The sequence below is a fragment of the Bacillus sp. SG-1 genome, assembly GCF_000181495.1.
Classification (GTDB): Bacteria; Bacillota; Bacilli; order Bacillales; family Bacillaceae_B; genus Rossellomorea.
On sequence record NZ_ABCF01000001.1, the window covers coordinates 123,970 to 139,203 of the forward strand.

Annotated in this window: 15 protein-coding genes, 1 pseudogene and 1 riboswitch; of the genes and pseudogenes, 12 read left to right on the top strand and 4 right to left on the bottom strand. The window is 40.7% G+C overall.

Annotation, left to right across the window (positions count from 1 at the left end):
* Positions 1–9: 9 nt before the first annotated feature.
* Positions 10–204, bottom strand: coding sequence for a hypothetical protein (locus tag BSG1_RS00640; protein WP_006834828.1), 195 nt, complete (start codon positions 202–204; stop codon positions 10–12).
* A 351-nt stretch (positions 205–555) separates the two neighbouring features.
* On the opposite strand from BSG1_RS00640, the gene dcuS reads away from it, so the two are divergent.
* The 5 genes from dcuS (at position 556) to BSG1_RS00665 (ending at position 7,229) form a co-directional block, all read left to right on the top strand.
* Positions 556–2,163 carry a DcuS/MalK family sensor histidine kinase gene (dcuS, locus tag BSG1_RS00645; protein ID WP_006834829.1) on the top strand — a complete coding sequence of 536 codons (1,608 nt, stop codon included), beginning with the start codon at positions 556–558 and terminating at the stop codon, positions 2,161–2,163.
* On the top strand, positions 2,156–2,857 hold the full coding sequence (locus BSG1_RS00650; RefSeq protein ID WP_006834830.1) for a response regulator: 702 nt from the start codon (positions 2,156–2,158) through the stop codon (positions 2,855–2,857). The genes dcuS and BSG1_RS00650 overlap by 8 nt, the downstream gene beginning before the upstream one ends.
* Before the next feature lie 316 nt (positions 2,858–3,173).
* Entirely contained in the window at positions 3,174–4,364 is a 1,191-nt protein-coding gene (locus tag BSG1_RS00655) for an NAD(P)-dependent malic enzyme (protein WP_006834831.1), read from the top strand.
* Between the two features lie 34 nt (positions 4,365–4,398).
* Positions 4,399–5,733 (top strand): 2-hydroxycarboxylate transporter family protein, encoded by a 1,335-nt coding sequence (locus BSG1_RS00660; RefSeq protein ID WP_006834832.1) that lies wholly within the window; start codon positions 4,399–4,401, stop codon positions 5,731–5,733.
* A 1,052-nt stretch (positions 5,734–6,785) separates the two neighbouring features.
* Entirely contained in the window at positions 6,786–7,229 is a 444-nt protein-coding gene (locus BSG1_RS00665) for a hypothetical protein (protein ID WP_044022149.1), read from the top strand.
* 79 nt (positions 7,230–7,308) lie between these two features.
* Here the strand turns inward: BSG1_RS00665 and BSG1_RS00670 are convergent, their stop codons facing one another.
* Complete coding sequence (locus BSG1_RS00670; protein ID WP_006834835.1) at positions 7,309–7,554, bottom strand: DUF2164 domain-containing protein; 246 nt, start codon at positions 7,552–7,554, stop codon at positions 7,309–7,311.
* A gap of 65 nt (positions 7,555–7,619) precedes the next feature.
* Positions 7,620–8,087, bottom strand: coding sequence for an NUDIX domain-containing protein (locus BSG1_RS00675; protein ID WP_006834836.1), 468 nt, complete (start codon positions 8,085–8,087; stop codon positions 7,620–7,622).
* A 99-nt stretch (positions 8,088–8,186) separates the two neighbouring features.
* On the opposite strand from BSG1_RS00675, the gene BSG1_RS00680 reads away from it, so the two are divergent.
* Positions 8,187–8,567, top strand: coding sequence for an NUDIX hydrolase (locus BSG1_RS00680; protein WP_006834837.1), 381 nt, complete (start codon positions 8,187–8,189; stop codon positions 8,565–8,567).
* On the opposite strand, the pseudogene BSG1_RS21690 reads toward BSG1_RS00680, so the two are convergent.
* Positions 8,541–8,870, bottom strand: a pseudogene (locus tag BSG1_RS21690) (GNAT family N-acetyltransferase); the annotation flags it as partial. The gene BSG1_RS00680 and the pseudogene BSG1_RS21690 overlap by 27 nt on opposite strands.
* A gap of 253 nt (positions 8,871–9,123) precedes the next feature.
* Between BSG1_RS21690 and BSG1_RS00690 the strand changes: the two are divergent.
* The 6 genes from BSG1_RS00690 (at position 9,124) to BSG1_RS00710 (ending at position 15,102) form a co-directional block, all read left to right on the top strand.
* The gene (locus BSG1_RS00690; RefSeq protein ID WP_006834838.1) at positions 9,124–9,678 is read left to right on the top strand and encodes a DinB family protein; all 555 of its coding nucleotides are present in this window, start codon (positions 9,124–9,126) and stop codon (positions 9,676–9,678) included.
* A gap of 839 nt (positions 9,679–10,517) precedes the next feature.
* Complete coding sequence (abc-f, locus tag BSG1_RS00695) at positions 10,518–12,101, top strand: ribosomal protection-like ABC-F family protein (protein ID WP_006834841.1); 1,584 nt, start codon at positions 10,518–10,520, stop codon at positions 12,099–12,101.
* On the top strand, positions 12,098–12,859 hold the full coding sequence (locus BSG1_RS00700) for an SDR family oxidoreductase (RefSeq protein ID WP_006834842.1): 762 nt from the start codon (positions 12,098–12,100) through the stop codon (positions 12,857–12,859). Before abc-f ends, BSG1_RS00700 begins: the two co-directional genes overlap by 4 nt.
* Positions 12,860–13,086: 227 nt before the next feature.
* Positions 13,087–13,230 (top strand): sporulation histidine kinase inhibitor Sda, encoded by a 144-nt coding sequence (gene sda, locus BSG1_RS19970; RefSeq protein ID WP_006834843.1) that lies wholly within the window; start codon positions 13,087–13,089, stop codon positions 13,228–13,230.
* A gap of 359 nt (positions 13,231–13,589) precedes the next feature.
* Positions 13,590–14,015, top strand: a complete 426-nt coding sequence (locus BSG1_RS00705; RefSeq protein ID WP_052302335.1) for a GNAT family N-acetyltransferase — start codon at positions 13,590–13,592, stop codon at positions 14,013–14,015.
* 232 nt (positions 14,016–14,247) lie between these two features.
* Complete coding sequence (locus tag BSG1_RS00710; protein WP_006834845.1) at positions 14,248–15,102, top strand: dimethylarginine dimethylaminohydrolase family protein; 855 nt, start codon at positions 14,248–14,250, stop codon at positions 15,100–15,102.
* Between the two features lie 73 nt (positions 15,103–15,175).
* A riboswitch (PreQ1 riboswitch) is annotated at positions 15,176–15,220 on the top strand.
* The last annotated feature ends 14 nt before the right edge of the window (positions 15,221–15,234 follow it).

The window sequence follows — 15,234 nt, forward strand, 5'->3', positions numbered from 1 at the left end:
TTTTATGAATTATATCTTTCTTTCATTCTCAGGAAACAGAAAATAAGTTATGGCACCGGAAACCACCATACCGCCGATAGAAATTGCAAGTCTTGTCAAGTTGTCTAATTCAGAGAAATTATTGGATAAGTACCATATAGACAAAATCAAGACCAGTATAGAAACAGGAAGCACAACGGCCAGCCTTTTGTTCAAAGAAATCACGTCCTTACATAGAAAAATAAGACTTGTTTAGTTTATCATATATTTATAAAAATTTAATAAAAGCTTGTTTTCGTATAATTGTGGCTTTCGGAAAAATTTCAATTGCCGGTTGTTACCCTTATTACAAGGTTTTTACTCTCTGAACCAGGAGAGTAGCTCTTTTCTTTCTACTTACCAGGATATTACCTGAGAAGTAGGCCTATATTTTTTGAAATACACATTAACTAGCAACAAGTCCTAAGAAAAGAGCCTTAATTAAAGGCCATAAAATTACTTTTCCTGCCCAGGATGTTGATCAATATGCACCTTCACCTTGTTCTGCTATAATTTCTAAAGATTGAGGTGAATTCTATGAGAAAGAGACAATTCAAGTTAAGCACAATCATTATAGTATTTGTTTGCCTGGTTGTGCTATCTTCTTTATTGGTCACTGATCTGCTGATAAGTAATACAACGACGGAAAGAATCAGGGATAATCAGGAAGAAAAAGCCCAGATTGTTTCAAGGACAGTCGCTGAATCCCAAATAGTAAAAGAAGGGTTATTGTCAGAAGAGAAAGCTCAAGCCATTCAGGGTTATACGAGTGAGGTTCAGACAATTACCGATATGATGTTCATTGTCGTGATGGATATGGAAGGAATCAGAAAATCACATCCTAACCCTCAAATGATCGGAAAGAGTTTCGTTGGGGGAGACGAAAAGGAAGTTTTAAAAGGTAATGAACATATATCCGTCTCTAAAGGGACGCTCGGTGATTCACTGCGCGCCTTCACGCCTGTCTATGATGATAATCACAATCAAATTGGAGCAGTTGCGGTCGGCATATCGTTAGAGCAGGTAGAGTCAGCGCTTTCACTTGGTCATAAAAACATTATCATGGGAACAGTTTTAGGAATACTGGCAGGAATTATAGGGGCAGTTCTGCTGGCCAGGTACATAAAAAAGATGCTTTTCGGCTTGGAACCCTATGCGATTTCCAAGTTGCTGGAAGAACGAAGCACTATGCTGCAGTCTGTCCATGAGGGGATAGTTGCAGTTGATCATGAAAAAAAGATTACTTTGGTCAATAAGTCCGCACTCAGGATTTTTAAAATGGCCGGATTGTCCGGAGAGCCTATAGGCATGAAGATCTCTGACTATATGCCGAGTTCAAAGTTGGACAGGGTCCTGCTGACAGGGAAACCTGAACGTGATGAGGAGCTGATCCTTAATGGTGTTTCCGTTTTGGTCAACCGCGAACCTCTCATCGTAAACAACCGTGTCATAGGAGCCATTTCGACTTTTCGTGATATGACTGAAGTCAACCATCTGGCAAAGCAATTAACAGGGATCCGTACATACGCCGAAACCCTTCGTGCTCAGTCACATGAATTTATGAACCGGCTGCATGTCATTTTTGGAATGGTCCAATTGGAAGCTTATGATGAGCTAATGGAATACATCCGGAAGTTGGTGGCTCACAATAATCAAGAAATCGATATGGTTACAAAAAGCATCACAGACCCGGTTCTTGCTGGATTTCTAATGGGGAAAATAAGTTATGCCCGCGAAGAAAATGTTGAACTAACTGTAAAAAGTGATTCAACCATAACTTCCATGTTTGGCTCCGAGATTACTCATGAACTGATTACAATCATTGGGAATTTAATCGATAATGCGATTGAAGCAGTAACAGAAAGTGAAGAAAAAAGGATCGATTTGAGAATGAAGGACGTTGATGGGCGGCTGTACATTACAGTAAAAGATAGTGGTCCAGGGATTGATGAAGAAAAAAAGGAAGCCATTTTTAAGAAAGGTTATTCTACAAAAGGGTATGACCGCGGGTTTGGCCTCTACCTGGTCAGAAAAAGCATTGAAAAGCTTAACGGGAAACTGACCGTTGACTCGAGACCGGGCGGAACTGTCTTTGATGCTGTAATCGTATATGATACAAAGAGAGATGGGATAGAGAATGATTAAAGTGTTGATAATTGAAGACGACCCAATGGTAGCGGAATTCAACAAGAGGTATCTGGAGAAGGTAGAAGGCTTCACATTAGTAGATGTGGTGAATTCTGTTAAGGAAGCAAAATTAATATTGGATACTCAGCAAGTCGACTTGATATTATTGGATGTCTTTATGCCTGCCGGAAATGGCCTTGAATTGTTGAGTGACATAAGGGAAAGAGGACTTGCTGTTGATGCGATATTAATTACAGCTGCTTCAGATACTGAAAAAATCCAGTCTGCACTTCGCTTTGGTGCGATCGATTATTTAATTAAGCCCTTTGAATTTGAAAGATTTAAACAAGCTCTTCTGCGATTTAAAGAGAAGTATAGTGTTTTTAATAGAAATGAAAATCTCAGTCAGGCAGAAATAGATGAAAGATTATTTGAACCGGAGAGCGGCCAGAAGGAAAGTCAAAAATCATTGCCGAAAGGTCTTACAAAAAGCACGCTTCATATTATCATTGAGAAGGTCAGGGAGTTGAAACAGTTTTCTACCGACGAAATAGCCGAGCATACGAATATTTCAAGGGTTTCTGTGAGAAAGTACCTTGTTTTCCTTACTGAAATCAACGTGTTGGAAGAATCGCTTATCTATGGAATCGGCCGTCCAGTGTATCAATATTCTTATATAGAAAATGAAAAAGTTCTACAAGGATACTTATAGACTCAAGAATCTTTCCTGATTTCTTGAGTTTTTTTTGTCTCTTTCAAAGCTCTTTGCTGTTATCAGGTTTTTTATTGACGGAGTAAGATTTTTTGGCTGGATGCCTCAATTGTTTTTTGTTTTGCTGCTTGGCCTTTGTTACAGAAGTTCACACGGGAAGTGAAAATTTGTTTTTAGGTATTTGCTTACATAACAATAAGCGTTTTGCTTTTTTTAATTTCAAAAAAAATGCATTAATTTCATAACCTGTTTTTTTCTTTTCATATTCAATAAGATGTAACTACATTATGTAAGCGATTACTTGGAGGTAAAAAGCATGTCAAAACGAAACCTGAGAGATGAAACAATCGAACTTCATCGACAGCATTCAGGAAAAATTGAGGTAAAAAGCAAAGTGAATATTAAGGATGAAAGCGATTTAAGCCTTGTATATACCCCAGGTGTGGCGGATGTATGTAAAGCTATTGCCGAAAACCAGGATGAGGTCGACACTTTGACATCCAGAGGGAATATGGTGGCCATAGTTTCAGACGGAACCGCTGTGTTGGGGCTTGGGGACATTGGTCCAAAAGCGGCAATGCCTGTTATGGAAGGGAAAAGCATTTTATTTAAGAATTTTGCTGATATCGATGCATTTCCACTTTGTCTCGATACAAAAGATGTCGATGAAATCGTCAATATCATCAAAGCTCTTCAGCCAAGCTTCGGTGGAGTGAATTTGGAAGATATATCAGCTCCACGCTGCTTCGAGATAGAAGAGAGACTGAAAAAAGAGCTGGATATCCCAGTATTCCACGATGATCAGCATGGCACGGCAATCGTAGTTTTGGCAGCGATTTATAACGCACTTAAAGTTGTGAACAAAGTCCATAAGAATGTAAAGATTGTCATCAATGGTGCAGGGGCAGCCGGAATATCAATTGCAAGACTCCTTTTACATGCTGGCTATCAAGATATTACTCTTGTAAGCCTCGAAGGAGTCGTATGCAAAGGCGAAAAATGGCTGAATAATGCTCAGGAAAAAATAGCTGAACAAACGAATTTAACCGGCATTAGCGGAACATTGAATGATGCCATACAGGCTGCTGATGTGTTCATTGGAGTTTCTGCTCCAGGGGTAATGAAACCGGAACATATTAAAGCAATGAATGAGAAGCCGATCGTGCTGGCAATGGCAAACCCTATTCCTGAAATATATCCGGAGGAAGCTTTGGAAGCAGGTGCTGCTGTCGTCGGTACGGGACGCTCTGATTATCCAAATCAGGTAAACAATCTTCTGGCCTTCCCAGGGATTTTCCGGGGGGCGTTGGATGCTAAAGCCAAAGATATCACGATGGAAATGAAAGTGGCAGCTGCGTATGCCATTGCCGGTGTTATTACTGACAAAGAACTAAGTGCGGACTATATCATACCAAAAGCATTGGATGAGAGAGTGGCAAGATTAGTAGCCAAAGCTGTACGGGCCACAGCCAATCAACAGAAAAAAGGAAGAAGTTCGGTTTCATAACCGAATTTCTCTTGATAAAGAGGAGGAGAAAATAATGGGAGAAGCAGCGAGAAAATATACAAATGTCAATCAAAGCAAAAATACTGACAATACCATTGTTCAATCACTTAAAGGTGATAAAATTGCTATATTTAACACACCGATATTATGGTTCGGTATCTTTACCGCCATTACACTTATCAGTATGTATACTGGAAATCTTCCAGGGGGTATGATCGGAAGCTTGCTGGTCATGATTGTACTTGGTGAGTTATTCGGCTATGTCGGGGACAGGCTTCCAATTGTAAAGACGTTCCTTGGCGGAGGAGCGATTGTGGCTATTTTTGGTTCCGCTTACATGGTCTACAGCGGTTTGCTTCCAGAAGGGGTTACAACCTCTGTCACTGATTTTATGAAGTCAGGTGGATTCTTGAATTTCTATATTGCAGCATTAATCACAGGAAGTATTCTTGGTATGAACTCAAAGATCCTTGTGAAGGTAGGTTTGCGTTACTTCCTTCCGATTGGAGGAGCCGTTATCGGTGCGGTTGCACTAACAGCACTCATTGGTTCAATAGTTGGATTTACTCTTCAAGAAGCTGTGCTTGTCATTGCGATGCCAATCATGGGCGGAGGGATGGGTGCCGGAGCCGTCCCTATGAGTCAGATATATTCCGAACTTCTCGGAAACGAGCCAAGCTACTATATTTCCATGTTAGTACCGGCTCTGGCACTTGGTAATGTATTCGCCATTGTCCTTGCCAGCATGCTGGATATTATCGGTAAGCAATTTCCATCTCTCACTGGAAATGGCCAATTGATTCAAGGATTCAAATATGAAAAGCCGGAAATGACATACGATATTCAAAAAATGGGTGCAGGTCTGCTAGCGGCACTTACCTTCTTTACGGTAGGTACACTACTTGCTTCATTTATCCCATTACACGCATATGCAATCATGATCATCCTGGTTGCAGCTGCCAAAGTGGCAAACACAATTCCTACTGTAGTTGTTGAAGGTGCGAGCCAATGGTATCAGTTCGTAGCCAAAAACTGGACGTTTGCTTTGCTGTTCGGAATCGGGGTAGCCTACACGGATCTTGGAACAGTATTGGAGGCACTGACTCTTCAATATATCTTAACGGTATTCGGAGTAGTGTTGGGTGCGGTTATCGGAGCAGCACTTCTTGGCAGACTTGTTGGTTTCTATCCGATAGAAGCAGCCATCACTGCAGGATTATGTATGGCCAACATGGGAGGAACCGGTGATGTTGCGGTATTATCGGCTGCAAAACGTATGGAACTAATGCCATTTGCACAGATATCATCCCGTCTCGGCGGTGCACTGATTCTGCTGCTCGCCGGTTTGTTGATACCGCTGTTCACTTAAAAATTTTGCGAAAGAGCATTTAGAGTTCAGGGCTCAGTGCTCTGAACCGTAGAGAACCTCCATTTCAACTTATAAGTTGAAGTGGGGGTTTTTAGTTGTAAAGAAAAACCCCCTGTATATCAAACTAGACATGGCCCTTGGTATGTCCGGTTTTCTAGTTCCTTAATTGTTTGTCTCCTAAAGGCGAATGCCGAATAAATATTTAATGAAACCCAACCTTAATTAGAATACTGGGTCAATACGCGCCCTCCCATCGTCAAGACATTACCTGTCTTGTTTCAGGCCATAAATGATTTCATATCAACGGCCTGTACAATCTTGCGTACTAAGTAGTCTTCCGGGACCAACTGGTAAAGAGGCACCATCTTAATTTGATTCCTACTGTCATCTAAAAGGATAGATAACATAATGTTAATTCAATCGCTAATATAATAAATGGTTGTATTTAGGATGTTTGTTAAAACTCAATTAGTTTACATAGTGTTGATTGGAGCGGAAGGTGTACGAGCTCCTGCGGGATTAGCGGGACAGGTGAGACCCCCAATCCAGTTGTAGCGCCCAGCCCCTCGGGGTCAAATAATCCTCAGCGAATAAAAGGAAAGATCCCCTTTTATCCGCTGAGGAACATTTGCCTGTCGGGGCTGAACGGGGCGCTTCCACTTTTTATACAGGCGAAAGCTGAGGAGGCTCACCGCCCGCCCCGCGGAGTCGTGCGCCTGTAGTGGAAATCAACTATTTAATCCTAAAACGGAAATAGATGTGAACAGCTCTTACTAGATAATTATAGAATAAAGCTTGTAGACAGGTCATTGGAGCTTTATCTACAAGCTGAAAACATTAATTTTTCAATGCTCTTTTTGCATGTTTGGTAAAGAATTTCATCAACTGGCCTATACCCGGATCAGCCTGCCCGGGGACTATCGATGTAAAATTTAAGCACTGAAAAAAGTATTTTTTTATAGAGGAAGGGGTTAGCTACATCCAGATTCCTTTCCATCCCGATTTGCATTATAGTATTATAAATGGAGAAAGAGAGAATTGGGGGACTTTTTGTGAGAAAGTTGTATTCGGCAGCATTTCTGCTGGCTATTGTCGTCTTGCTCATGGCAGGATGCGGAAATAAAAAAATTGAAATGATTGAAAAGTCCAGTGTATCTCTATCAGAAGATGGAAAACAGCTGGATGTCCATATTACTTTGGATGATGTTAATATGGAGCCCGAAACTTCCTATCAGGTCAGGCTCTATGTCACTAATTCAGAACTTGTGAAAGCTCTGGGATCAGACCTGTTCGTCTTTGAAGGAGAGTACATCAGCCATAAAGAAGGTGAAGGATCCAAAGTAACAGAAATCAACGAATCCTTTAGCCTGACAAAAAGCTTGACCGAAGCTGAGCTGCAAAAGATCGTTGAGGATAAAGAAGTGAATGCTCTTGAGATAGATGTGCTGAACAATGAAAGAGTCTTTGCAACAGAGGGAATTCATACAGTTGAATAAACAAAGCCCCTTTGAATGGAGGGGCTTTGTTGCTTTGAGCAAAGAGCAAACGGTATGTAATAAGTTCGTTCGAGAAAAGCTATTTAATGGGCCTCTTCAGTGCATACAAATCATCTTCCATTAGAAGCATCTTATCCATCAATACTTCCTTGGAATCCATTACCCCTTTATTATAAAAATAGGGTCCTAGTTCTTTCATGAAGAAATCAAAAAGATTCTCCGCCCCAATGATGCCGATTTCCTCCCCGTGCTGTTCATAATGAAAAGTTTGAATTCTGCCGATGATATCATCTTTTTCTTCTTTAGGCATTTTTATTAGCAGCATCTCTACACATCCTTAGAATAGTTTTCTCCATACTAACATAGAATGGCTGCCGATGAGCCCAGCTACTATTTATTCAAGGATTTTTCTTCAATAAGGCCCATGACATATTGTCCCGAGACATAGTCTTGTATTTGTCTTTGAATGTTGGGATATAGAACAATGGAATTCAATTCGGAAAGATGAACCCATTCAACTCCAGTCTGATTGGCATCCGGTACAGCTGGCAAGCAAGGTTCACTGCCATTGATGATCCTGCATTCAAAAAACAAACTTAAATTTGGTGTGGAACCAAACAGGTTTTCATTTTGATGAGGGGCATACTCATATATAAAGGCAAGCTTTTGAACATCGACCTCCACACCTGCCTCTTCCTTTGCCTCTCTTACCGCTGTTTCAGAAGTGGATTCACCTTTTTCCACCCCTCCTCCAGGCAGATTATAATGTACCCCGTTTTTATCTTCAAATTTCGCCAAAAGGACTCTTTCATCCTCGATAATCAATGCACCGGCCCTGACCCTGATTGGATAACTCATACGAACACACCCTTTATTTTTATAGTTATAGATATATATTTTACCAGATTTAAAAATTATTGGTAAAATAAAACATAATTATAGAAGTGGAGGAGAAAAGTGTTGATTTCACAGGGAGTTATTTTAAAAGATGAGTATGTATTAATGGTAAAGCAGTATGTTGAAAGAGGAGACATTGTCTGGAATTTCCCAGGCGGTGAAATAGAGAATAATGAAACCCCTGAGCAGGCAATGGTAAGGGAAGTTAAAGAAGAAACGGGATATTTAACGAAGATCATCGAGCTGCTCCCCTGCGAGACTGGAAAGTTTTCTTTTTTAGCCGAGATTGTTTCAGGGGAGATGCAGTTGGATCACACATTTCCTGATAATCAGGATATAGTGGAAATCGCCTGGATATCTATTGATGATATAGATAAGTTTGATGCCTATACTTTGCCGGTAAGGGAACTCCTCCTACAACATCTTGGGGCTGGTATTTGAACGGCTCTCCAACTCCATAAGCAGAGAGGAACCATCAGAGATCTCCCTTATAATTTTGAACCCCGCTTTTTCATAACATCGGATTGCCCGTTTATTTTTCTTGGCTGGATCAAGCACTATGTAGGAAGGAGAGTCGGAAGGGAGTATATGATTTACAAAGCCTCTCACCATTCTGGTTCCGACCCCTTGATTGAAGAGTTCGGGGTCTCCAATGAAGCAATCCATCCCATAAATCGTATCCTCTTCAGCGTACTCCCATACTGAAGCGGTCCCACTTTCAATTTTATATTTTTGCAGATAGCCTGCAGGATTTCCCTTTTAACTAAAAATGTACGGTTTAACCGGGTGTTTCCCCTGAACCCGCGGCAAGTATTTATTGTGTACTTCCTCGCAGGAAGAGGGAACGCCGTTGAAAAATTCGTAAACAAGCGGGGTCTGCAGCCATGTTGTCAAAAGTGGAATGTCTTTCTCGGTCATTTTTCGGTAATTGGACAAATTTTCTAATTATTATGATACTATAGGGAAGTAATCGAAGGAATAGCAGGGGGCAGGAAAGATGGAAATCGATCAAGATTTGTTTCTGATAAAAGCAAAAGAAGGATACCAAAAAAACTTTTCGATATTAATTTCAATGATGAATTATGCCAGGTTCACAACGTTGGCTGATTTAAAAAACGTTTCTCAGGAAGAAGTCGATTATCGGTACAATGAGGATTTCAACTCGATTGCCATGCTTCTGGCACATATGATTGCTATAGAAAAGGTATTCCAAAAAATCACGTTTGAAGAGGCAAGTGAGGAAGAGGTTCATGAATACGCCGATACATTGGAGCCGGCTGTCGGCTTGGGTGAAGAAGCTTCTATTTTAAAAGGGAAGCCTGTTGATTACTATCTGGATGAACTGGCGGCTGTCAGGCGGATAACTGAGGAAAATTTTGCTGCCCTGGAGGATAGCTGGCTCTATCAGGAGACCGATTTTTGGTACGGTAATAAGGGAAATAACTTCTTCAAGTGGTTTCATGTATTTGAAGATGAAATCAACCACCGGGGACAAATCAGGCTTATCAGAAAGCTTTATAGAGTTGAAAAGGAATTTACAAATCAACGTTAATAGCAAAAACTCCTTCTTAAAGTTCGCCGGAAAGCTCAAGTGCTTTAGAATTATTTTCTTTACCGGAAGAATATTGTGGTAATAATCAATGCAGAAGGAGAGGTATATCTATGCCTGAAATGATTTTTGTCAGTTTGTTTGCGGCTGTTCTGATCATCTATAAAACTTTCAAAACCATAAAGAAAAGAAGATGGAGGAACAATAAATCCATTTAGCGGGCTTATTTTTACAGGTAAAACATAGGTACAGGGAGAGTAGCTTTGCCGTCATTCTGCATTTAAATGTTGTTATCGCAAATTAATGCTTTATGGAAAGTCCAACATTCCATTATTAATATCAAGTTGATTGAAGTGGAAGGTGTGCGACCTCCTGCGGGATTAGCGGGACAGGTGAGACCCCGCAGGCGCAGCCGAGGAGGCTCACCGCCCGCCCCGCGGAGTCGCACATCTGGAACGGAAATCAAAAAACATTCTTTTCTTAGGCATATAAAAATATTCATTAACAGAGCGTAACTAAAGAATAATTTCCCTTTATTAGTTGCAAATTCTAATGATTGCCAATATACTAACAGTAACTAAAAATGAAAGGACTGAATTTTTGAGCAATGAAGTAATTACCTATCCCACAAAAAACGAGAAATGCCAAAGCATATGTGCAAAATTAAACTCGTTCCGGATAGGATAAGTATGTCCATTTTTCAAAAATGACTCTTGCTCAAAAAGTAAACATTCAGCCTTCAAGAAAACTTTCTTGGGATTTTTCTGCATGTGTAACTTTTTTCATACTTAGAGCATAGAATACATACTAACCTTTCCGGAGCATTTCGGGGAGGTTTTTTTATGTTATTGATGAAAGCGAAAAATGTTCGTTATACGATTGGTGAAAAGATATTTTTTGATGAAAAAGAATTGAGCGTATATCAAGGCGATAAAATTGGACTGATCGGCAAAAACGGTCAGGGTAAATCACTGCTTATGAAGTATCTGCAAGGATTGACGGAAGCAAGGCCTGTAGTCGACTGGCATTGCAGCAGTGGATATTTACCACAATTGAATAACACCGAAGCTTCCACTTATTTAAGCGGAGGAGAAAGAACGATTAAGAAGCTTAATGCGTTATTTTCTGAAGGTCACCAAATGTTGTTTTTGGATGAACCATCCAACAATCTGGACTGGGAAAGGATAGGTGAACTGCAGAAAAGACTGAAATCATTTAAAGGAAGCTTTGTAGTGGCATCCCATGACAGGACCTTAATGGATGCAGTATGTACAAAAATATGGGAAATAGAAGAAGGGAAATTAACGGAATATCAGTGTAATTATGATGATTACTTGGTGGAAAAAGACCGACAAAAGAAGGAGCAGGAAGCTAAATACGAGAGCTATACCAAAGAGAAGAAACGATTGACGGAAAGGTATGAACAGAAAAAAAGACAAGCTCAAGGCATGGATAAGCCGCCTTCCCGTATGGGTAATTCTGAGTGGCAGCTGTATAAAGGAAAAGCTGCGGGAAAACGGGGTAAGGTTGAACGTGTGTCGACGGTGATCAAAGAACGAATTGACAGGCTGGAAAAGGTTGAAAAGCCCTTTGAGTGGGATAAAGTCAAGATGGAGTACGTATTGCAGACTCCGATTCATAGACGGACTTTGCTCTCAGCTAAAGATATAGAAGCAACTATTGAAGGCAAAAGACTATACCACACTTCCAGCCTTAAGTTGAAAACAGGAAGTAAAACAGCTTGTATCGGGAGGAACGCCAGTGGAAAAACCACTTTGATTCGGCAGCTTTTAAGAGAAAGTTCAGAAGAAATCGACTTTGCAAAGAATGTGAAAGTGGGTTATTTTGATCAGGCTCTTGAAAATCTTCCGATGGATTCTACAATCTTAGAGTACGTATCAGAGGGCAGTACACTTCCTCAGCATGTCATCAGAATCATTCTTGCACGGTTAAGGTTTTATGATGAAGATGTTCACAAGCCCATCCATGTGCTTAGCGGTGGAGAGCGGGTTAAGACATCTATCGCCAAGCTCCTGTCAGGGGATTATAATTTGCTGGTGCTGGATGAGCCGACTAATCATGTCGATCTTGAGACTTTGCAGACACTGGAAGGTCTTCTGAAAGATTATCCCGGCACAGTACTCGTCGTATCCCATGATAGAAAATTTGTAGAAAATGTTGCGGATAAGCTCTGGAGATTCCATGATGGAACAATCAGTATGTTTGATGGCGGTTTACGGCAGTTTGAAGAATGGAGTGAAAAACCTTTCCCGGTTGAGGAAAACAGAGAAGAAATCATGAAACTGGAAACACGGATGACAGAACTCATCGGCAGGTTGAGCATACCTTCACCATCTGACGATATTGCTTTTCTTGAAGAGCAATATCAGGAAGTACTGCTTCAGTTAAAGGAGTTGAGGGGATGAGCAGGATAGCGGTGGTTACTGGTGCCAGCCGGTTAGATGGAATGGGAGCATCCATCTGTCTTAAGTTAGCTGATCAGGGATGTGATATCTTTTTTACTGGCTTCAGAGGGTATGACAGAAATATGCCTTGGGGAGCAGAAGAAGAGAGCTTTGAGAAACTGGAGGGGTTAATCCGGGAGAAAGGCGTTAAATGTCAATGGGAAGAAATTGATTTTATGAGCGAAGATGGTCCGGAAAGAGTGATGAACATCGTGACTGAAACGATGGGAAAGCCATCCATTTTAATCAATAATGCTGCTTATTCAACGGAGACGACAATCGACAGCTTAACTGGGTTGGAACTGGATCGTCACTACACTGTAAATGTCAGGAGTGCGTGCATGCTGACTATTAAATTCTTTGAGGTCTGCGAAAGTTCTGCAGGAGGCAGGGTCATTTTTCTAACCAGCGGGCAGTCTCTAGGCCCTATGCCAAATGAACTTGCTTATGCAGTGACAAAAAGCAGTGTAGAGGCGTTCGTCAAATCAGCAGCAACCTCTGTTGCAAGTAAAGGCATCACCATAAATGCAGTCAATCCGGGTCCTACCCAGACAGGATGGATAGTGGAAGAGTTCAAAGAAGAGTTGCTGGGACGCTTCCCGATGGGGAGGTTAGGTATACCGGAAGATACGGCTAAATTAATCGCCTTCCTAGTGTCTTCAGAGGCTCAGTGGATTACAGGCCAGGTAATTCATTCTGAAGGCGGTTTTATACGATAGAAATACAAAACTGCAACACTCAGAGTTATTTCCTGGGTGTTGCAGTTTTATTTTGTCTATTTGAGGTGGTTAAGGATAGTGTAACAGATGAGAGGAAAAACGTGGATGATATAACTTAGTAGAGTGTAATTTTCAAACAAAGCGTTATTTTTTTTGGAAAAAGGGGTAAAAGCCAAAGAAACCATTTGTCAAATTTTGATGTTCTTTCTTTTCGTTAGGAGGAATCCATGAGACCCAAAACATTAAAGTACCTGAGCAATAAGCAACTGATGACTGTCTGGAGGCATGCAAAAAGAGAAAATCTTTCAGAAGAATTTATTGCGATGATAAGAAATGAAATGAGAAGAAGGATTACCATTACGTATAAGTAGTAAATCCAATTACAAGGTATTATTGTATCTCTCTACAATTAACGGTTTACCCAGTTAAACAAGTTAAGGAACATCCAATACAGACAGAAGGTAATTGGGTCTAAGAAAAGAGCGCCGCGGGGCGCTCTTTTCTGTGGCCAGAAACCATTCAAATGATAAAAGTATGCACTGTTCCCCCTAACAATATGAAGGGCATTAAATGCCTCGCGTATAAAAACACAAACGGGCACACCCTTTAGTGCATTAACGCGAAACAGGGGACTGTCCCTCTTAGTGCTTTAAAGGGGTGAAGCAGGAATAACCGGATACCGAGAAGAATAGTAGTGTGGTAGTTTAGATTTCAAAAGGGAGCAATGAACATGGATATTAGGGAAGCAGTGACGGAACAAGAATGGGAAGAGGCTTACCAGCTGTTGAGTGAGCTGAGGACAGACCTGTCCAAAGAGGAGTTCAATCTTCTGCTGAAAGATATGAGAGCTGAAGGATACAGGGTTTTTTGTCTCTATGATGAAGGGCGGGTAGTATCACTTGTAGGGATTATTATCAGAACGAACTTCTATGCCAAGCGGCACTTGTTTGTCTATGATCTTGTAACCTCAACATCTGTTCGCTCAAAAGGATATGGAAGAGAGCTGCTTCGGTATGTTGAAGAGTGGGGGAGGAAGCATAATTGTGAGACGGTTGGATTGGATTCAGGTCTTCATAGGAAGGATGCCCATCGTTTTTATGAGGATGTAATGGATTACCGGAAGTCGAGCTATGCTTTTCGAAAAAACCTTCAATAGGACTAAAGTAGGTTTTTTGAAAGGTGGATAAAAAATAGAGATAAATATTCATTCATAAAAAGAAACCATTTTAAGTAGTTTTAGAATAAACATACAGTATTTAATCATATCGGTTAATTTTTATACGCTAAGGAAGAAAGCTTGCCAGAATCCCCCTTCATCAAATGGTTTAATACCATTGCCGCTATGGGAATATTCTCGTAAAAAGGCAATACTATATGGAGGGTTATAAATGGCGACAACCATTCGAAAACACCAAACGGAATACTGTGACAGTGAATATGACAGGTTGAAAAAAGTTATAGTTTGCCAGCCTCGTTATATGAAGATTGAAGAAGTTATCAATGAGACCCAAAAACATTTTCTTGATAAGAATATAGATATTCAAACTGCATTGAAGCAGCATGATGATTTTGTAAAAGCAATGAAGGATAACGGTACTGAAGTTATCCAATTGACACCAGATCAGAAACTGCCTGAACAGGTTTTCACAAGAGACATAGGCTTCACGATCGGTGATACGGTCTACGTCTCTGAAATGGGAAGTGATATTCGGGCAGGGGAAGAAGAGGTACTAATAAACTGGCTCGAAAGCAATGGACATAAATATAAAAAGATTGATTTCAGCAGTATCGAAGGCGGAGATGTGATTGTAGACAAGAACAAAGTTTTTGTCGGTGTCAGCCATCGTACCAATTCAGGGGCCATTGATCAATTGAATGAACTTGCAGATGGCTACTCGGTCATCCCGGTGCCTTTCCAGAAAAAGTATCTTCATCTGGATTGTGTCTTCAACATTCTCTCTCCTCAGGAAGCATTGGTCTTTTCACCCGCTTTCAAGCAAAAAGAACTGCAAATGCTGGGGTCTTACTACAATCTGATTGAAGTAGATGACAAGGAGCAATTCACAATGGGCACGAACGTCTTGTCCATTGGGGACAAAAAAGTTTTAAGTCTGCCTCAAAACAAGGCAGTCAATAAGAAATTGAGAGAGCATGGATATAAAGTCATTGAAGTCGACTTTTCTGAAATTATTAAATCTGGTGGTTCTTTCCGTTGCTGCTCAATGCCTGTTTTACGCAAATAATTCAGGAGATGGGTGACATTCAACATCTTGGTATGTTATATTAGCATAATGAATAGAAGAACACTGCAGGTCTGCAGGAGAGGTTCTAGCTTAACCCTCTATAAAAAACTAAGGAAACGGCATCTCCTTAGG